Here is a 20,405-nt window from a genome sequence, read left to right on the forward strand (position 1 = left end):
GCTAAAAAATATAAGGGAAAGTTAACTTGCTTGTAAGAATAATCGATAACGATATTGAGCTAAAGCTAATCGCACTAGCGTTACTTCTTCTTGTGTAAAGTTCGGTATTGCATATGTGCGTTCAATTAATTGAAACGATCCGTATTTTAAATAATATTCTGTCGCTGGTAGTGCGATATGGCTTGTACCGTAACCTTCATACTCTTCAAAAACTTCTTTGACTATATAGCCCTTTTCTTTAGCATATACAATTTCTTCAAAAGCACTATGTCCAAAAGTTTGTTGCCATTTTGTTTCAACTGTCGAAAGTATGTTTTGAATGGATTTGTTGTTCACAAAATGATGACTTTCATTTAATTCATAAATAATATAAGCTGTTACATTTTGTGCACGATAAACATTTCCCATTTTCAACACTCCTTATCGATCAGTTTTTTAAGTGAGAGTAGCTACTGGCTATGTAGCTACCCTCTATATATATATTCAAAAGTGGGGGAGCACTTATGAAAACAAATTGATTGTTCTACCGCCTAAAAATTTACGGCATTTAGAATTACGTAACATCGACACTTTTAATTTTTGTTCTAGGTTGGTAGCCATTCGAACATGTAACTTAATCCCTAGTATATAGCATGGTTTTAATTAAGTCAATAATACTTATAAAAATACTAGGTATTAAATATAGGAAATTTCAGAAAACTTACCGAATGAGGTAACGATTGATGTAGCAACGTTATACGCATTACCAAATGAGGCATTTCGAATGAGAAAATACGTTAACGCTACGACAGGAATCTAGTTTTATTAATTTAAGTTATGCTTCTACTTTTTGTGTAGCTGCTGTTACTTGTGCAATTGCTTGCTCTAGGTCTGCAATAATATCCTCAACTGCCTCTAAACCGATTGATAAGCGAATGAGCGACTCGGATACGCCAGTTTGGATTAATTCCTCAGCAGATAGTTGCTGATGTGTTGTTGATGCTGGATGAATAATTAATGATTTTGCATCTCCAACGTTTGCTACGTGTGAGAATAATTTTACGCTGTCTATTAGCTGACGCCCTGCTTCTCGTCCACCTTTTATGCCAAATGTAAGCACTGAACCGAAGCCATTTTTCAAGTATTTTTTTGCTAAATCATGCGAAGCAAAATCCTCAAATCCATTATAATTCACATATTCCACAGATGGGTGGTTACGTAAATATTCAGCGACTGCTAATGCATTTTCATTATGTTTAGGAATACGCAAATGAAGCGTTTCTAAACCTTGTAGTAAGTTAAAGGCAGCATCAGCACTTAATGTTGGACCAAAATCTCGTAGTAATTGCACGCGCAGTTTTGTGGCAAATGCAGCCGCTGCTGTATCAATACCATATCTTAATCCATGATAAGAAGTGTCTGGCTCTGTAAATCTAGGGAATCTTCCTTGTGTCCAATCAAATTTCCCCGCATCTACAACTACGCCACCTAAAGTTGTTCCATGTCCACCAATCCATTTTGTCGCGGAGTGAACAACGATATCTGCACCAAAGTCAATTGGCGTTGCGCCGTATGGTGAGGCAAATGTGCTATCGATAATTAAAGGCAGTCCATTTTCATGCGCAATATTTGCTACTGCTTCTACATCTAAAACCTTTAAGCTTGGATTGCCGTAAATTTCAGCGAACACCGCTTTTGTGTTTTCATTGATCGCAGATCGGAAGTTCTCAGGATTTGTTTCATCTACGAAAATTGTTTTAATACCGTAGTTTGGTAGTGTATTTGCTAATAAGTTATATGTTCCTCCGTATAAAGAGCTTGCTGCTACAATTTCATCCCCTGCTCCTGCAAGATTTAAAATTGAAAATGCGATAGCTGCTGCACCTGATGAAAGTGCTACTGCTGCTGTCCCGCCTTCCAATAATGCGACGCGTTTTTCAAAAACATCTACAGTTGGGTTTGTAATACGTGTGTAAATATTGCCCGCTTCTTCTAATGCAAAAAGACGTTGCGCATGAGCAGTGTCTTTAAATACGAAAGCTGTTGAACGATACACTGGTACAGTTCGGGAGCCTGTTACTGGGTCAGGCTCTTGACCACCGTGTAATAGTAATGTTTCTGGTTTGAAATTCGACATATTTTCTTCCTCCTTAATGGTTTTACGATGGTACCGGAGATGAGGAGGATTTATGTGTAGAAAACAAAAACCCTCTTCAGTTAAGAAGAGGGTTGCGGTTGCAAGTTTTCCTCCCCTTATCTGCCAGATCCAAGTAAGAATCTGTAGGAATTAGCACCTTAGCAAGTTCGTCACTCACTGGTTGCCGGGCATCGTAGGGCCTATTCCCTCCGCCGCTCTTGATAAGAGTATGTGATTCAATTTCCATCGTTGTTACACAGTATAAACATAGACTTTTTTTCTGTCAACAGTAAAATTTATTTTTTTCTGAAACTTCTGTCTGCTAATTTACGTAATAAGAGCACATACACTATATAAAGAATATAAAATGAAAGGAGCATTTTTTATGGAAAAAGCCATGGTATTTTTTATTATTATAATAATTGGTTATTTCATTGGCTGTATTCACGGCTCTAAAGTGGCACAATTTCTATCAGGTGTAGATTTAAAAAAGACTGGTCATGGCAATGCTGGTGCTTCAAATGCAACGCTGTCTCTTGGCTGGAAATACGGCATATTAGTGGCCCTAATTGATATTGGTAAAGGCGTTGGTGCTATTCTCTGTGCTATTTACTACTTATCTTCTAATGCATCACAATTCACTGAAGTACAAATGTGGCTCTTAATCTATACAATGGCTGCTAGTGTTATTTTAGGGCATAACTTCCCTTTCCATATGGGCTTCAAAGGTGGCAAAGGAACTGCCTCCATTATCGGAATTTTACTTGCCGTCGATTGGAAAATTGCATTATGTGCACTTATCTTATTTGTGATTTTATCTTTAGCAACAAACTATTTAATTGTCGGTGTGTTAGAATTTTATATTGTATTTTGTACAGCTACCTATTTATGGATACCTGGCCTCGGCCCAACGATCATTTCTATTCTCCTTTTATGCATAGCGTTCATCTTGCATATCGAAAATATTAAAAGACTATTCAACGGAACGGAACCGAAAGTAACATCTGCCTTTAAAAAAGCCGCATAAAGCAAGTGATTGAGCCTAAGCGATAACTGCTACAGTTAGCACAAAACACAGGCGTAACTGGCGGTGAAACAGCGAGGTAGCGGCTTACGATCTCGTAGGAAAACAATCGCATAGCAAAAAAGTGTTAGATTGATGGCAGTCAATCTAACACTTTTTTTAAATATATTATTTAGCAAATGATGGGTCTAGCATTGTACCATTCTTTGCTAAATTCACATGCCAAGAAAGTGCTTTTTCTAAATCATGCGGTGTATGGTGACCACCTGTTGCTTCATTAGCGTCATTAAAGTACGCCCATAATTGCTCTTTATAATCAGGATGCGCACAGTTTTCAATGATTAGGCCAACACGCTCTTTAGGTGCTAAACCTCTTAAGTCTGCAACTCCTTGCTCTGTTACAATAATATCTACATCATGTTCTGTATGATCTACATGTGAAACCATAGGAACGATACTAGAAATTTTCCCGCCTTTTGCATACGATTTTGTTACGAAAATACCTAATCGTGCATTACGAGCAAAATCACCAGAGCCTCCAATACCATTCATCATCTTTGTACCAGAAACATGAGTCGAATTCACATTACCGTAAATATCCAATTCAAGCGCTGTATTTACAGATATTAAGCCGAGTCGACGAATAATTTCTGGGTGATTAGAAATTTCCTGTGGTCGTAATACTAATTTATCTGCATATTTTTCAAAATTCCCGTAAACCTGGTTTCCTACTTTCTCAGATAGGGTAATAGAAGTAGCAGATGCAAAGCTTACTTTTCCAGCATCCATTAATTCAAATACTGCATCCTGTAGCACTTCCGAATAAACTTCTAAATTTTCAAACTCGGAATCTTTGAAACCTAACAAGACAGCATTCGCCACCGAACCTACACCTGATTGTAGTGGACGTAAACTTGTCGTTAAACGACCTACTTTTATTTCTTCTCTTAAGAAATTCAATAGATGATTTGCCATAATATCTGTTTCTTCATCAGCAGGAACAATCATTGATGGCGCATCTAAAATATCTGAAATAACAATACCTTTAACTTTATCTAAATTTAGTGGAATCCCTATTGTACCAAGACGATCTGACACATTTAGCATTGGAATTGGATCACGTTTACCTTGTGGTCCTGGAACAAAAATATCATGCACACCTTCTAATGCATCCAGCTGTGCTATGTTTAGCTCGATGATAATTTGATCTGCTTCTTGTACGAAAATCGGAGAGTTACCAACTGAAGTTGTAGGAATTAATAAGCCATCTTCTGTAATAGCAGCAGCTTCAATAATAGCAAAGTCTATCGGACCAATGATGCCCTGACGTACTAATTCAGCATTGTGTGATAGGTGGGCATCAACATACGTAACTTCTCCACTATTAATCATGTTTCGAATGCCTGCGTCTCCTTGGAAAGGTCCACGCTTGCGAATAACACCCGCTTCTGCTAAGTATTGGTCAACTTCTGGTCCAAGTGATGCACCTGTATATACATCCACCTTGAAACTTTCTGTTTTTGCTTTCTCAACAAGTGCAAGCGGTACCACTTTTACGTCACCTGCACGTGTAAATCCGCTCATGCCAAGTACCATGCCGTCCTTAATCCAAGATGCTGCTTCTTCTGCTGTTACAACTTTGTTTCGTAATTGTTCATTACGAAGCTTTTTTGCTAACTTTTCATCCATTCCTTATTCCTCCATCCCACATATATTTACTTCAACTCGATTATTTTCCTTCACATTGGTACACCCAACCAATGTAAAAAAACAGGAGATAAATAACCTGTCGTCATACATAATTTTACACTATTCAGAACATTTAAGCTATATCTAACAAAATATTTTACTTAACGAGCGTATTTATAATTTGCCTTAATTATTTGAAAATAGTTTAATTTTAATAGTTACTCCATATGGGATTTGATTCGATTTTAGTCAAAAATCATGATATGCTCTTGGTATATATAATTGGGAAAAGGGGACTTTTTAGATGGTTAAAGAATTATTACGTAACCACTCTTCGGTTCGTATTTATGATGGAAATCCTATATCTAAGGAAATCGTTGAAGATTTAATTGCTACTGCCCAGATGGCAGCAACTTCTCACTTTGTACAAGCATATAGCGTAATTTGGGTTACAGACGAGGAGAAAAAAGAAAAACTAGGTTTACTTTCAGGAAATCCACGTCAATACGAAACCGCTGGTGGTGCTTTTGTATTTTGTGTAGACTTTAAACGACTACAAATGGCTGGCAAATTAGAGGGCGTTGATATCGTTGCAGATTCGGCTGAAAACGTTCTAGTAGGTGTCGCAGATGTCGCATTATTTGCGCAAAATTTTGTTATTGCAGCTGAATCTATGGGATATGGTATTTGTTATATAGGCGGTGTACGTAATAAGCCAGAAGAAATAAGTGAATTATTTAATCTACCTGATTATGTCTTCCCATTGTTCGGTTTAACAATTGGCGTTCCAGCTCGACGCAATGAGGTGAAGCCTCGTTTACCAGTTGCTGCTATACTCCATGAAAATGGATATGATACAGCAAAATATGAGGAACTGTTACCTGCTTACAATGAAACTATGGAAGCATATTACAATAGTCGCTCCTCAAATCGTAAAATTGACAATTGGACAAAGCAAATGGCTGATTTTTTAGTAGAACAGCGTCGTCCACACATCAATAGCTTCCTAGCACAAAAAGGATTTAATTGGAAATAACATTACTAAAGTGGGGTTACTATCGTATGATAATAACTCCACTTTTTTCATATTTTTGCCCTTTTTTTATTGCCAATCTAGTATATTTGTCTTGATGGGTATGTTAATTTTAGGTATAAATTAAACGAAAAGACTCTTCCCTTTTCCAACATTTCCATTAATACTATTAGAAGGACCCTATCTCGAAAGGAGTTATGTAAAATGTCCTTTGTTAATAAGCATCTTGCTCGTACCCTAGAACAACAACATAAGAGGAGCGTAAGAGGTTTATTTTTAAAGATTCAAGACTTAAATAATGAGTGCTTACTTTTAAGAAAGCGACTTGAACAACATATCGATCTCACTCACTACAATGATGCCGTTGCATATGTCGATCAATTTGTTTCCTATACATCCATTTTAAATTTAAAATTTGTGACAAATACTCAAAACTTAGAAGTGGTTGTACTGCATGCACTTTTATTGGAGCATATTATAGCAAACGAAACAGCTCATTCTTTGGAGTATGAAAGTAATTTGTTACAAGGCTATATTCAAGAGATTTTCGCTTTAAACGATCACGCCGCAACACTCTTTTCCAATCATAAAGAAAAGCTGCTACGCTACATTGAGAATCAAACTATATAAAAAAGACGATCAAAACAACAAAATTCATTGTGCTGATCGTCTTTTGTTTATTGAATACCTTTAATCATTAAAGAGCGCACTGGTAAAAATTGCTCTCCTGTATCGCCATAAGTTATTACTACTTCGTCACCTTCTTGTAAATAAATTGCAAGGGGTTCCGTTTCTGCACTTACTAAATAGTTCTCACCATTACTCAGTAAAAACGATACGATAGTAAAGTCACCAAGTCGTTCTTTATAAACGCGTAGTACTGTTCCACTTGCATTTTTCTCTTCTGCATTAGAACTACCATCAACCGTACTTCCACCGCGGCTAAGTGCAGTTTTATATAATTTCAACGCTTCTTTCGGTGTAGTTGCATAGGCTGAAATTTCAGGATTTGCTGCCGACACGATGAAATAATTTTGTAAGAAGCCATTAGCATCCAGCACTGCAGTTAACCAACTTGCCTCACCATAAAAGTTATACAATACAGGCATTTCTCCTGCCCACTTTTTCTCTATAAATTTCTTTTCAATAATTTGCAAATTCCCTTGTGAATCCATATAAGATTCATTTTGATTTCCTGTATAATATGTCGCTTCCCCAGTTCGAGCATTCGTTAATGAGTAGCCGAGCATTGAATCGACGCCCTCTTTTGGACTTGTGAAGTCAGTGAAATAATACATATCGCCTGCCTCATCAAATATCGGGCTGACATTGGACTCAGTGCCTTCGTCTGAAGGTAGCTTAACATCCTTCTTACCAAACATACTGTTCCAGTAACCATGAACGTATTTTCCATAATAGCTATTTTGTAAACTTACTGTCTCAGGTGAAACAGCACCATCTATAAATGCAGGAACATCATCCAATTTTACAAGCTCAGATTTACCTGTCAATGCATCTACAAGTACAATGCCCTGTACATCAAAGCCATTTCGTGCAGATATAAATTCCCCATAAGAACGGATATAGTATGGTTTACCCTCATCATCAATTTCTAGCTGAACATCTCCATAGAAAATAAGGAATGGATGTTGCAAGCGTATATGACGCTCTAAATTAGCATTTAAATAAGCTGAAGGAACATATTTCATTTCCTGTGGGACAAATTTAGGATTATCAGCTGAGTCCGTGGCACTCATTGTAAAATAACCTGGTGTTGTCTTACCATTCATCCATTTAAAGAAACCTGAAAATTCAACTGGTGCGATATAAACATACTCACCATTCACCTTCTGAATTTGTAATCGTCCTAGCTCATAATAACTTGTATTTGGAACTTGCCCAAATGCTTTTTTCATTTTATTTCGGACAAATTTAGGCGGGACACTCGCTGGTGTTTGCGTCTCATCAAACGGCTTAATCTCCACCTCTTCTTTCATTTCCGCTGATTTGAATTTATCATTCGCGTTCCACAGTGGAGCGGACAATACATAGACCCCTACAACTAAGCTCGCTAAAAACAAAACACCTTTAATCTTTCTCTCAATACCACTTGCAAGAAATGCTCCACCTAAAGTTAGTAGTATAATTACTGGCCAAAAGACAAGCCAGTTCACGTCAATTTTTGTAACATATAGCGTAATACCCGACGCTATAAATCCTATAACAAAGACACCAATAAAAAAGTAACCGACTACTTTTTTCGATTCCCCATCTTCACGCTTCTTCGTTATTAGCGGTGTTAATAGTACACTCGCAATTAATGCAATGACTGCAGAAGCTATTAATAACTTCGTCATATCGTTCACCCTCTCCTCACTTACTGTCTACTTATTTACGGTTACATATTAAAAAAGTTTCAAACATAAATTGAAGTTGAACGGACTCCCTCCCTCTTAATAGCCGAACATTACAAGGTATAAAGAGCTTTTGCTGGAAAAAGGAAATTTAAACAACGATAAAGAATTGTAATGTAAAGGAGCTGAAAAATTTGGCTAGAAAAATTTTGTTAACGTTAGCCGTACTTTTTGGTCTTTATTACATTTTTTTCTTTTCTCATATTGACCAAAGTTTGAAACTACTATACAAAGTTATCCCTATGATTTTGATTATAGTAATGGCTGCAACCCAGAAAACAAAATCTATAAAAAAATATCAACTATTAATAGTTATTGGGCTAATATTTTGTATGGTAGGTGACTACACATTACAATGGTTTCTTATTGGTCTTACAAGCTTCTTAATTGGCCATATTTTTTATATTTTTGCCTTTTCAAGTACTAATGAACAACCTGTGCCAACTTGGGCAAAGGTTGTATTACTTCTATATGGAGTAGCGATGGCAAGCTGGATTGCCACTACAGTCTTTAAATCTGGTGAAACAGTTCTTACTTTTGCAGTGTTAGCGTATATTTCAATTATTTTAACAATGGGCTGGACTGCCATTCGAACTGGTTCCTCTTTCGCTATTATCGGTGCAATATTATTTATCGCATCAGATTCCTATTTAGCGATAAATAAATTTGTTTTGCCTTTACCTTTTTCACATGAGGTTATTATGATGACCTATTATAGTGCTCAAATACTTATTGCATTGAGTATCCTTCAATATTCCGAAATCCGAAGTAAAGTGGTACAATGAAAGTGCCTGGCACTCAAACAATTCTGAATTGTTTGAGTGCCAGACACCTACAAAGGAGGCCATATATTCTATGAAAGAACAAGTAATCGAGCGATTAATTCGCTACGCAAAAATCGATACACAATCAGACTTCACAAGTGAAACAACTCCTTCCACTCAAAAGCAATTTGACTTATTGCATGTATTGAAGGATGAGCTTGCCGCAATCGGCTTAACAGACATTACATTAGATGACAATGGCTATTTATTTGCAACACTTGAAGCAAATACAGATAAAGAAGTACCAACAATCGGCTTTTTAGCGCATGTGGATACAGCAACAGACTACACTGGTAAAAATGTACAACCACAACGAATCGACAATTACGATGGCGGTGACATTCAATTAAACGAGAATTTAATCATGTCTCCCACTGAATTCCCTGAGCTAAAAAACTACATTGGGCAAACGTTAATTACAACAGATGGTACGACACTTTTAGGTGCGGACGATAAAGCGGGCATTGCTGAAATTATGACTGCTATGGAATACTTAATCAATAATCCTTCAATTAAGCACGGTAAATTACGTGTAGCGTTCACTCCTGATGAGGAAATTGGTCGTGGACCTCATAAATTTGATGTTGCTGCATTTGGAGCTGATTACGCCTATACAATGGATGGCGGACCACTAGGCGAGCTACAATACGAAAGCTTTAATGCTGCGGGTGTTAAAGTGATAACAAAAGGAACAAGCGTACACCCAGGCTCAGCAAAAAATAAAATGGTCAACTCTATCACGATGGCTATTGCTTTCCAAAACGAAATGCCTACAGATGCAGTACCTGAAAAAACAGAAGGCTATGAAGGATTTATCCATTTAATGGGCTTTAAAGGTGCTATTGAACATACAGAGCTTTCTTATATTGTACGTGACCATGATCGTCATAAATTTGAAGCGAAAAAGCAATTAATGCGTGATGCTGCTGCCAAAATACAAGCTCAGTTTGGGAAGGATGCACTGACAATTTCTATTGAGGACCAATACTATAACATGGGTGAAAAAATTGAACCTGTAAAAGAAATTGTTGACATTGCACGTCAAGCAATGGAAAAATTAGATATTACACCGAATACATTACCGATTCGTGGTGGTACTGATGGCTCTCAACTTTCCTATATGGGCTTACCAACGCCAAACATTTTTGCAGGTGGCGAGAACATGCATGGTAAATACGAATATGTATCTGCCGAAACAATGGAAAAAGCTACTCATGTTATTATTGAAATCGTGCAATTATTTGAACAACAAGGCAAATAAGTCATTTTTACATTCGAGCGATAAGAAACAATTGAAAGCGAGGACTCTCTAAAAAGTCTTCAAGATACTAAAATCCGCTTCGCTCCCGATGGGTAAGGTACGACTAGTAAAGCAACTAGGCCCGTGCGTTTGCTTTTTATTAGGAGTCAACGCGGATTTTTTCATCATTTATTACACCTCGGCTTACTACGTCCAGATATTTTAATGCCCGCGCAAAAATATGTGAAGTCTGCTGAAGCAAGTTAAAGATGACTCCTTGTTAATTTCTCGATAATAATAACTGAATTTTCAAATTACATAAAAGTTAGGATGATGAATTTTGAAAGAAATTGCATTAGGCATTTTAGCTTCACTATTTTTTGCAGTGACATTTATTTTAAATCACTCGATGGAAATGCAAGGAGGCAGTTGGCTCTGGAGTGCATCACTTCGTTACTTTTTCATGTTGCCCTTTTTACTAGCTATCGTCTTTTATCGTAAAGGCTTTTTGCAACTAACAAATGAAATGAAAAGTAGACCTGTAGCATGGCTACTGTGGAGCTTCGTTGGCTTCGTGCTATTTTATGCACCAATTACCTTTGCAGCTGCGTTCGGTCCAGGGTGGCTCGTTTCTGGAACATGGCAATTTACAATTGTTGCGGGTGTTCTACTCGCCCCCTTCTTTATCACAGTAATTGCTGGAAAAACAGTACGACAAAAAATCCCGTTAATATCTTTACTTATTTCCTGTGTTATTTTAGTAGGAATTTTATTAATTCAAGTACCACAAGCACAATCTGTTCCAACAAAAAATCTTTTATTAGGCATTTTACCTGTCGTTGTTGCTGCATTTGCTTACCCTCTCGGTAATCGTAAAATGATGGAAGTATGCGGAGGACGTGTGGATACATTTCAGCGAGTGCTTGGCATGACAGTTGCTTCAATGCCTGCATGGATTGTCATGGCCATTTACGCCATTTTAACAGTTGGACTGCCTTCATTAAGCCAAGTGCTTCAATCGCTACTAGTTGGGATTAGCTCTGGCGTTATTGCAACGATTCTATTTTTCATTGCCACTGATCGTGTTCATGAACATCAAGGCAAATTAGCCGCTGTTGAAGCGACACAATCGACTGAAATACTATTTGTCATTATTGGAGAGGCGTTACTACTCGGAATCGCGTTTCCAGAGCCTATTGCGCTCGCTGGACTTGGTATTATTATTGTTGGCATGTTGCTGCATAGCTACTATACGATGGTGCTTGGAAAGAAAAGTGTTTCCCAACAATCTACCCCTTCTGAGCAGTCAACCTAACATAGGCTAATCAACTTTTACACATAAAAATGACGGCTCATTCCGTTATGAATAAGCCGTCTAGAGATTTTACGTTCCCAAAAAATGAGGGGGGTTTTAGGAGCGCTTTATGAACTAGCAAACTTCTGGAGAAAAGTAGCTAAAGTTCATCCTCTCTACACTTGTTTTGCAGAGAAGGAATAATCTTTACAATGATAATGATAATCATTATCAGTTAAATTGTCAACTACTATCTTAAAAATTTTTTTAATGATTACATGGCTTTCTTAAGTGAACGTCGATATTGCCATTGCTTTAGCTGAAAATGCAAAAAGCAACCAATACAAAACCCTGCAATTGCAACTGATGAAGCAATCGCTACCATCGTTGTAAAGACATAGCCTACTGCTTGCCAATTAAACATAAAAGCGACAAGACCACCAGCTAAACATATGCTTGCAATACTTGAATTAAACTTTTGCTGCTGTGCGTCCTCTGGGATATACGCAGCAGGTGCTTTTTTTAAAAATAGCTTTCCAAATCGAATGATGGGATTAAAATTACACAAAACACCGAGTAAATTTGCACTTAACGGAATCGCTAATATCCATTCAACCCCTGTTACCCAAGTCAGTATAACACTTAATAATATTGTCCACTGATTGAGTCGTACGAGCGGTCTTGGAATTGCAGTTGGCAATGCCATATAAAAACCTACCTTTCAGATATGTTTAATGTATTTTACTATACTGCATTCCATTTGTGAAGTAAAAATGAATAACTTATAATTGAGGTTAAAGATTGAAAAGAAAAGGTGATGACAATGCCCGCTTTAACGATGGATCAAGTCAGACAACTGAATTCCTACAGTATTTATACAACGGAGCCAAAACGAACGTTATTTACATTGGCTGATATACATAAAGACTTTTACCATCCTGATTTTTTAAATCTAATGATGGGCATTACAGATGCTGCAACAGAAACAGCAGCTATTTCCCATTTTGCACGTCGCTATGGGATGTTTTTCGCTATGCAGCTTTATATGCTTGCTGCCTACGATGAAGTATGGGATGGAAAACCAATTGAGATTCGCTTTGATGCAGCTAAGGAATTCAATAGCTTTACTGTCGCAATGTTCGTTAATCCTAACGATTGGCGTTATGTGGATGAAGAAGAGCGACAAGCTGTTATTGAAAAAATTTTATATGACGGGCATGTTATTGTTCAGCAACTGCGTAAAGTAACATCGATTTCACCATTAACAATTTGGGAAAATTTCTTTGGCTACCTTCTTTGGCATTACCATATACTGTTGTCTAATCCAGGCTTGGCTGATCAGGCAATGGACGATATCGAGATTTTAGAAAACCCAAAAACATGGGCTCGCTTTTCACAAAAATCGTGGTGGGCAGAATATACTGGCGGTCAGAGCCCTACTAATTTAGTGAATGTGCCTGTCCGTAAATCATGTTGCTTTTCAAAGGATATTCCCGGCCTACTTGCATGCGGCTTTTGTCCACTAAAGAAATAACAAAAAGCCTTACTTCTCACATTCATGTGAAAAAGTAAGGCTTACTTTTTAAGTTAACATTCGGTTTATCTTTCAAAGACTACGAACCAATCATTTTGCTCTTCATACATGGCCGTTCCCGTATAGCCCTCTTTTAAAAGTTGTTGCTGTAAGGTTGTATCGCGCATTAAAACAGCTTTTTTTTCAGTATATACTGGCTGCTCTTGTTGTAAATTTTTATAAAAAATATAACGCAATTTATCAACGTACTTAATTTTCAAGCCCTTAATTACTAGTCCCTGAGAAAATTTATCTTTTAAGCTTGGTATATTAAACGGTTTAACCGTAGAGCAAACATAGTCATAGCTATCTAAATCAATTTCATTCATCACAATTGTTGCTAACGTTTTTTGTAGTCCGTAGCCTCGATAGTGTGGCGAAACATTGGATATCTCTTGATATAGCACGCGATGGAATTGGTCCTCCGCAATACCGCAATCATATCCAAGGTGCTCGTTATCAATAGGTGGATTCAGTAATGCACGAAAACCAATCAACGCTTTATCAACGTATGCCCCAATCATTAAACCATTTCCCTGTAAGATGAATTCAAATTCTTCTGTAGTTAATGGCTGTAAAATACTTTGGTCGGGCAATGCTTCATATACCTCTTGCTGTAATTTTTCTATCGCTGGTAAATGCTGCATCTGTAATTTCGTAACATAAAAAGGCGTTTCTCCGAGTATTCCTTCATAAATTCTTTCCATGTCGAAGCCCCCCTTAAGCTGTTACTGTTGTTGAAAATTTACATAGTTCCTTTAGGATTTCTTCATCTACATCTACACCTAAGCCTGGTTTTTCTGTTAAACAAATGAACGGAACATCATAGTATAAATTGCCGATGTCCTTCGAGAATTTAAGTGGACCTGTTAACTCGACACTTGTCATAATTTTTTTAGAAAATGCTACATGGAAACCAGCGGCAGAACCTACAGAAGACTCAACCATTGAACCAATTTGACATTCAATACCTGCCATTTCGGCCATTACTGCTAATTTCATAGCAGGGTAAATTCCACCGCATTTCATTAACTTAATATTCACTTTGTCTGCAGCGCGCTTCAGAATGATTTCACGCATTTCACGTACTCCACGAAGTCCCTCATCAATCATTAATGGTACATCTGATTTTGATTTAATTTCTACCATTCCGTCAATATCTTCACTATCAACAGGCTGTTCTAACCAATCGATATTTAAATCCTTTAATGCACGTAAACCTTGTAAAGTTGTAGAAGCATTTCCCCAACCTTGGTTTACATCGACACGTATCGCAATATCCTCACCTACGCGCTCACGCACTGCTTTTATGCGCGCAACATCACGTCTAACTTCAGTGCCCACCTTCATCTTAAATGATTGATAGCCCATTTCCACTCGTTTTGCTGCTTCATTTGCCATTTCTTCAGGTGTTCCGATACTCAATACATGGGTAATCGGGAATTTCTCATGATAGCGACCGCCCAGTAGCTGATATACAGGTACCTGTAATGACTTACCGACTATATCAAAGCATGCAATATCAATTGCGGCTTTGGCAGCTGGTACATCCTTTACGATATGATTCATTTTATCGTGAAGCTTTTCAAAAGCCATTGGATTTTCTCCAATAATGGCAGGTACAAGTTGGTTTTTTAATATTGCATACGTGCTTTCCCATGACTCGCCTGTAACATGTTCGTCAGGTACTGCTTCTCCATATCCTACAATGCCAGTATCAGTTGTGATTTTCAAAATAATAGAAGGCATTGTATCATATGTAGCATAGCTAATAATAAAAGGATCAATAAGCGGTAATTGAATCGCAAAAATTTCGACTTGTTGGATTTTCATTTTTATCATACTCCTATATAATTTATAGTTGTCGTTAATACGTCGCTAATTATTTAAAAAATAATAGAAAAGGACAGATGCCTTTGTCTACTAAAATAGCAATTATATGTTCGAAAGCTTTTCAGAATCGTATACTTAGTATCGCACAAAACATAGAGAATATTCAATTAGAATTTTATCTTTATAACCAGCCTTCCGATGCACCGTCTTTGTTAAAACAAATTAAGCCATGTGATGCGCTATTATTTGGTGGAACATTGCCGTATTTACATGCGCAAACATCTTTAGCGACTTTTCCGATTCCCTGGAATTATTTAAAGCAGGATGAAATGACAATTTCTACGACTTTATTATCATTGATAGCGAACCAAGCAATTCCTTTACAAAGATTATCTATCGATGTCATGCACCCTATATTCGTCGATAATGTTCTAACGGAGATAGAATATACTGGTATAAAACCATATGTTCATTCTATTTCGATTACAGAAACAGCTGATGATGTTTTGCAAAAGCATATCGCCCTATGGGAGACCAAGCAAATTGATTATATTATTACGAGCATTCACAAAGTATTTGATGAATTGCAGCTACGAAAAATTCCTGCTATGCGGATGCTCGATGCAACGAGTTCTATTATTCAATGTCTAGAAGAAACGAAATCACAATCAATTCTTACTAAATCCGAATATGCAAAGGCAGCCGTTGGATTTTTAGATATTCCTGAAACTAGTACTTGCGAAGATATTTTACAGCAAATAACTACAACGACACATTCAACCTATAAGCAAATTAGCTCTAACTATTTTGAGCTTTATACAACAGCAGGTCATTTACAAAACGCACTCGAAAAAGAAAATTTACAGCAACTTATACAACATATAGATGTGCCCTTTAGGCTTGCTTTTGGCTATGGACATTCAATATTTGAGGCAGCCGAAAATGCTACACACGCATTAAAGTTTGCCAAACCTTATGAAATATATATATTGGATGAACATAAAAATTTATCTGGCCCATTTCCGAAATCAGAAAGCAAACTCTCTTTAAAAACAAAGGATCCTTTTGTTTTACAAATGGCTAAACAGACAAGCTTAAGCCCATTAAACATATCTAAAATTATGCAATTTAGTATTGAACGACAAGCATCACAATTTACAGCGCAAAATCTCTCAGAATACTTACAAGTTACGCGTCGTACTACGGAACGTATTATTAAAAAATTAGTTGATCATGGCTATGCTAAAGTTGTTGGCGAAGAAATGACCCACCAACAAGGTCGCCCCCGTACAATTTATGAATTGGACTTTGCAACCTACTAATAAATAATGACAAGCCCCCACATAGCGCTCTACACTGGCGAGCGAAGAACGCTATCCGACCGCATCAAACATGCGCCGAGCGTCTCTTCACTTTTCAATAGCAATCTATGTGATGAGGCTTGTCTTGTTTTAGATGTACAGAGAACTTACCCTACTTACGTAAGAATCCTTTGTGTTAGTCTGCCACAACCATATTATTCATCTCTTGTTCTTGCGCTTCCTTTTTCCGTTGCTTTGCTTCTTCAATCTCTTCTGGTGTCATTTTTATTATGGCAAAACCGATGTATCCATAAATGATTGAAATAATTGGCACAGCAAAGTTAAGAATTGCATAAGGTGCGTATTCCATAGCGCTTACACCCAATGTCGCTAATATAAATACACCACAAGTGTTCCAAGGGAAGAATACGGACGTTAATGTTCCTCCGTCCTCCAGAGCACGCGATAAATTTTTTGAATGCAAACCTCGTTTTTGATAAACGTCAGCAAACATTCGAGAAGGTACAACAATTGATATGTACTGCTCAGAACATGTTGCATTTGTCGTAATACATGCAGCAATTGTTGATGCGATAAGGCTACCTGTAGATTTAGCAAACCTAACAACAACATCCATAAGCGCCTTTAACATGCCCGAATATTCTAAAACCCCACCAAATGTCATGGCAACAATTGTCATTGAAACCGTATACATCATTGAATCTAAGCCACCACGATTAAAGAGCTCGTCTACCATTTCATTGCCAGTAGAAATCATAAACCCTTCTTGTAATGCATGGACAGCCATAGTTGGTGTTCCACCTTGTACAAAAATCTGTAATAAGAAACCTGAAATAATACCAATAACTAATGCGGGAATTGCTGGAACTTTTTTTGCCACCATGACAATAACGCCAACTGGGACAAGTAATAGCCATGGAGAAATTACAAAGCTTTTTTCCATAACATCAAGCGTTGTCATAATTTTTTCTGAATCCATTGATACATCAGCGAAACGTCTTCCCATTAAACCAAATGCGACAAGTGTAATGATTAATGCAGGAATTGTCGTATAAAGCATATGTTTTATATGATCAAACAAGTCTGTGTTCGTTAGACCTGCTGCTAGATTTGTAGTATCAGATAATGGTGACATTTTATCACCAAAATAAGAACCTGAAATAACTGCTCCTGCAATCATCGGTGCAGGAATACCCATACTTAAACCGATTCCCATACCTGCAACACCGATTGTTGCCATTGTGGACCATGAGCTACCAATCGCTAGCGACACGATTGAACATAATAGCAAAATCGTGACTAAAAACCAAGCTGGAGAAATTAATTTTAATCCGTAGAAAATCATTGTGGCAACAACTCCACCACCAATCCATGCTCCTATTGTCAAACCGACTAAAATGATAATGACAATGGCTGGAAGAGCTAGACGGATACCTTTATACATCATTTCTTCGATTTCCATCCACTTAAAGCCATGCATTTTGGCAACAATCGCTGCTACAATTGTTCCAACAATTAATGGCACGTGAGGACTCTGCTCTAACACAACTACTGTAACAAGCATTGTAGTAATCATTATTGCGAAAGTTAGAAGTGCCCATTTCGCACTAATTTCCTTTTTCATTGTCCCATCCCCTTTTTTTGCACCCCATTACAATTTGCTATCTCACAGGCGCAAATATATTTTTACGATTTTTAGCTTAATATTCAAAAAATATAAAGTCAACGCAAAAATTTTATGCTTCTATAGCAATTATGACTGTTAAAGGGAAAAAAAACGCTTCCAAATAGCTTTTAAAAACCATTCAAAACGGCGTATCTTTATGCATTCCTTCGAAAAAATGCAACTAAAAAAGGCTCTATCCAAAGTAATTCGTTGGATAAAACCTTTTTCAAAATAATTTATTTATGTTCTGGCTGTTTTTCTAATACACACGCAAGTACTTTCGATGCATCGATTAACGCACTTCGTTCAAAAGTCATTTTCGGATGATGTAACCCTGGAACTAAATTTGCACCAATTCCTATCATCGTCGCTTTAAGCTCTGGTTTTTTAACTGTATAAAAATGAAAATCGTCACTACCTGGTGTCGTAATTTCCTCTGCCAAAAATTGCTCGCCAAGTGTTTCTACTATAGCATTTTTAGCCATACGAGCAGCTATAGGAGAAACTTCTGCACCAGGTGTGAAATCAAGCCATTTCCATTTCAGTTCAATGTCAAATTGCTGCTGAACTGATGTCAAACCTGCTTCAATACGGCTTCGAAGCAACTCAAGCTGATCATTATGCTGGGCACGAATATCCATTGCAAAGCTAGCAGTACCTGGGATAATATTCGTGCTACCGCCATCTGCAATAATCTTTGTTAATTTTGCAGAATGCGGCTCGAACGGAGACAAATGGATACTATTTAGCATTAACTGAATAGCCATAATAACATCAATCGCATTTTTCCCTTGATGTGGTCTAGCACCATGTGCATCAGTGCCATGAATAGTACCATCTAAAAAATACGCTGCACCATGATGAATTGCAGGCGAAACCTTACCTAACGGGAGCTCTTCAATCGGTCTTAAATGGACACCAAATAAATGTGAAACACCATCTACAGCGCCACGATCAAATGTTGCACAAGCACCATTCCCTACTTCCTCAGCAGGTTGGAAAATAAATCGTACACGATGTTGTAACGGTCTGTCTTTTAGTAACAATAATGCACCTAATACCATTGTAATATTGGCATCATGACCACATGAATGGTTTGCTTGCCATTTTCCATCTACCTCTTGCCATAGTGCGTCAATATCTGCACGTACTGCAACAATCTCATCGCCTGTACCAATTTCTGCAATCAGTCCTGGTACATCACCTAACAAACGGTAAGAAACATTTAAATCATCTAATATAGATGCAATTTTCTTAGTTGTTTCATACTCCTTCCAGCTTACTTCTGGATAATTATGAAAATGTTCAAACCATTGATACATTGTTTCTTCTAACATTGCTGCACTCGTCATAACTACACCTCGATATACCTTTTTTCTCCCCCATTATACATGAAAGCTTTTTAGAAAAGTATATATGAAATTAGTACTATATTCATTTAAATATCATATAACTTAATAATACGAAAATGTTTAAATCCTTCTTCCTATTTTATGTAAACTTCTAAAAATTGTGTCTGTACAATTCTTTTTCATGATAAAGGGCTGTGTTAAAAGTCATTGTTCCACTTTTAACACAGCCCTTTTAAAAACTGATTTATAAACTTGTAAAAAATCCCTCTGGATATTCTTCATAATGTATTTGCATTGGTTGCTCCTCAATTTTTTGGTCAGCAGTTTGTAGTTCTGACTCTTGATCCATTAAATATGTCTCGAATTTGGAGTTGAAAAGGTGCTCCATTTTGTTACCTCCTTTATTAATAGAATTTTCTGATAAAAGAATTATATACTAGCTTTTTATGAAAAATCAACAAATAATACTTATTATGCATAATTAATATTAATTCCATCTCTTTTTGAGATAATAAATCGTTGAATTTATTGCAACTCCACAAAAAAATCATGACTTTTCCCTTTTAAAATATAAAAATAGATAGAGGAAAAGGAAAAAGTGTTAGATTGACTGTAATCAATCTAACACTTTTTGCCGTATCATTAATGTTCGCTACGGCGTGTGCTTTCCGCGGGCACATCGTAAGCCACAACCGTCGCTGTCGCGCCGCCTGTTGCGTCTTACGTTTTGTGCTGTTCCCGCAGGAGTCACTCGCCTCCGCTACCATCATTCACTTTTAATTTTTCACTGCAAAGGTTTTGCCCATTCAGGCTTTCTTTTTATTACATAGTGAAACAATGCCATCAATCTAACACTTTTTGCCGTATCATTAATGTTCGCTACGGCGCGTGCTTTCCGCGGGCACATCGTAAGCCACAACCGTCGCTGTCGCGCCGCCTGTTGCGTCTTACGTTTTGTGCTGTTCCCGCAGGAGTCACTCGCCTCCGCTACCATCATTCACTTCTAGATTTTCGCTGCAAAGGTT

18 protein-coding genes and 1 riboswitch are annotated in these 20,405 nt (G+C 37.3%); of the genes, 8 read left to right on the forward strand and 10 right to left on the reverse strand.

What is annotated here, in order from left to right; translation table 11 throughout:
- Nucleotides 1-21 precede the first annotated feature (21 nt).
- On the reverse strand, nt 22-408 hold the full coding sequence (locus JNUCC52_RS11885) for a hypothetical protein (RefSeq protein WP_337980033.1): 387 nt from the start codon (nt 406-408) through the stop codon (nt 22-24).
- Between the two features lie 406 nt (nt 409-814).
- On the reverse strand, nt 815-2,116 hold the full coding sequence (locus JNUCC52_RS11890; protein ID WP_337980034.1) for an O-acetylhomoserine aminocarboxypropyltransferase/cysteine synthase family protein: 1,302 nt from the start codon (nt 2,114-2,116) through the stop codon (nt 815-817).
- Between the two features lie 113 nt (nt 2,117-2,229).
- Nucleotides 2,230-2,344: riboswitch (SAM riboswitch) on the reverse strand.
- A gap of 157 nt (nt 2,345-2,501) precedes the next feature.
- Here JNUCC52_RS11890 and JNUCC52_RS11895 point away from each other — a divergent pair.
- Complete coding sequence (locus JNUCC52_RS11895; RefSeq protein WP_337980035.1) at nt 2,502-3,143, forward strand: glycerol-3-phosphate acyltransferase; 642 nt, start codon at nt 2,502-2,504, stop codon at nt 3,141-3,143.
- A 165-nt stretch (nt 3,144-3,308) separates the two neighbouring features.
- Here JNUCC52_RS11895 and scpC read toward each other — a convergent pair whose 3' ends face one another.
- Nucleotides 3,309-4,829, reverse strand: a complete 1,521-nt coding sequence (scpC, locus tag JNUCC52_RS11900) for a succinyl-CoA:acetate CoA-transferase ScpC (RefSeq protein WP_337980036.1) — start codon at nt 4,827-4,829, stop codon at nt 3,309-3,311.
- A gap of 304 nt (nt 4,830-5,133) precedes the next feature.
- Between scpC and chrR the strand changes: the two genes are divergently transcribed.
- Nucleotides 5,134-5,865, forward strand: coding sequence for a class II chromate reductase ChrR (gene chrR / locus JNUCC52_RS11905; protein ID WP_173478753.1), 732 nt, complete (start codon nt 5,134-5,136; stop codon nt 5,863-5,865).
- Nucleotides 5,866-6,066: 201 nt separating this feature from the next.
- Nucleotides 6,067-6,492: a hypothetical protein gene (locus tag JNUCC52_RS11910; protein WP_173478754.1), complete on the forward strand. Its 426-nt coding sequence runs from the start codon at nt 6,067-6,069 to the stop codon at nt 6,490-6,492.
- A gap of 47 nt (nt 6,493-6,539) precedes the next feature.
- Here JNUCC52_RS11910 and JNUCC52_RS11915 read toward each other — a convergent pair whose 3' ends face one another.
- Complete coding sequence (locus tag JNUCC52_RS11915) at nt 6,540-8,219, reverse strand: hypothetical protein (protein WP_173478755.1); 1,680 nt, start codon at nt 8,217-8,219, stop codon at nt 6,540-6,542.
- Nucleotides 8,220-8,410: 191 nt separating this feature from the next.
- On the opposite strand from JNUCC52_RS11915, the gene JNUCC52_RS11920 reads away from it, so the two are divergent.
- From JNUCC52_RS11920 to JNUCC52_RS11930, 3 genes are all read left to right on the forward strand, one after another.
- A complete protein-coding gene (locus JNUCC52_RS11920) occupies nt 8,411-9,061 on the forward strand; it encodes a lysoplasmalogenase (protein WP_337980037.1) in 651 nt (216 codons plus the stop codon).
- Nucleotides 9,062-9,131: 70 nt separating this feature from the next.
- Nucleotides 9,132-10,361, forward strand: coding sequence for a peptidase T (pepT, locus tag JNUCC52_RS11925; RefSeq protein WP_173478757.1), 1,230 nt, complete (start codon nt 9,132-9,134; stop codon nt 10,359-10,361).
- 319 nt (nt 10,362-10,680) lie between these two features.
- Entirely contained in the window at nt 10,681-11,655 is a 975-nt protein-coding gene (locus JNUCC52_RS11930; protein WP_337980038.1) for a DMT family transporter, read from the forward strand.
- A gap of 253 nt (nt 11,656-11,908) precedes the next feature.
- Here JNUCC52_RS11930 and JNUCC52_RS11935 read toward each other — a convergent pair whose 3' ends face one another.
- Nucleotides 11,909-12,340, reverse strand: coding sequence for a DUF4395 domain-containing protein (locus JNUCC52_RS11935; protein WP_173478759.1), 432 nt, complete (start codon nt 12,338-12,340; stop codon nt 11,909-11,911).
- A gap of 117 nt (nt 12,341-12,457) precedes the next feature.
- Between JNUCC52_RS11935 and JNUCC52_RS11940 the strand changes: the two genes are divergently transcribed.
- Nucleotides 12,458-13,168 carry a Fe-S oxidoreductase gene (locus JNUCC52_RS11940; RefSeq protein ID WP_173478840.1) on the forward strand — a complete coding sequence of 237 codons (711 nt, stop codon included), beginning with the start codon at nt 12,458-12,460 and terminating at the stop codon, nt 13,166-13,168.
- A gap of 65 nt (nt 13,169-13,233) precedes the next feature.
- On the opposite strand, the gene JNUCC52_RS11945 is transcribed toward JNUCC52_RS11940, so the two are convergent.
- Together JNUCC52_RS11945 and JNUCC52_RS11950 are read right to left on the reverse strand one after the other, a co-directional pair.
- Nucleotides 13,234-13,914: a GNAT family N-acetyltransferase gene (locus JNUCC52_RS11945; protein ID WP_337980039.1), complete on the reverse strand. Its 681-nt coding sequence runs from the start codon at nt 13,912-13,914 to the stop codon at nt 13,234-13,236.
- A 13-nt stretch (nt 13,915-13,927) separates the two neighbouring features.
- A complete protein-coding gene (locus JNUCC52_RS11950; RefSeq protein WP_337980040.1) occupies nt 13,928-15,040 on the reverse strand; it encodes a mandelate racemase/muconate lactonizing enzyme family protein in 1,113 nt (370 codons plus the stop codon).
- 77 nt (nt 15,041-15,117) lie between these two features.
- Here JNUCC52_RS11950 and JNUCC52_RS11955 point away from each other — a divergent pair, with 77 nt between their 5' ends.
- Complete coding sequence (locus JNUCC52_RS11955; protein ID WP_337980041.1) at nt 15,118-16,362, forward strand: hypothetical protein; 1,245 nt, start codon at nt 15,118-15,120, stop codon at nt 16,360-16,362.
- 175 nt (nt 16,363-16,537) lie between these two features.
- On the opposite strand, the gene nhaC is transcribed toward JNUCC52_RS11955, so the two are convergent.
- The 3 genes from nhaC to JNUCC52_RS11970 all read right to left on the reverse strand — a co-directional run bounded on the left by nhaC (nt 16,538) and on the right by JNUCC52_RS11970 (nt 19,768).
- Nucleotides 16,538-17,986: a Na+/H+ antiporter NhaC gene (gene nhaC / locus JNUCC52_RS11960; protein WP_337980042.1), complete on the reverse strand. Its 1,449-nt coding sequence runs from the start codon at nt 17,984-17,986 to the stop codon at nt 16,538-16,540.
- Nucleotides 17,987-18,264: 278 nt separating this feature from the next.
- A complete protein-coding gene (locus tag JNUCC52_RS11965; RefSeq protein ID WP_173478764.1) occupies nt 18,265-19,380 on the reverse strand; it encodes an amidohydrolase in 1,116 nt (371 codons plus the stop codon).
- 244 nt (nt 19,381-19,624) lie between these two features.
- Complete coding sequence (locus JNUCC52_RS11970; protein WP_173478765.1) at nt 19,625-19,768, reverse strand: hypothetical protein; 144 nt, start codon at nt 19,766-19,768, stop codon at nt 19,625-19,627.
- Nucleotides 19,769-20,405: the final 637 nt, after the last annotated feature.

Origin of the sequence: Lysinibacillus sp. JNUCC-52, from assembly GCF_015999545.1 — a bacterium.
Taxonomy (GTDB): domain Bacteria; phylum Bacillota; class Bacilli; order Bacillales_A; family Planococcaceae; genus Lysinibacillus.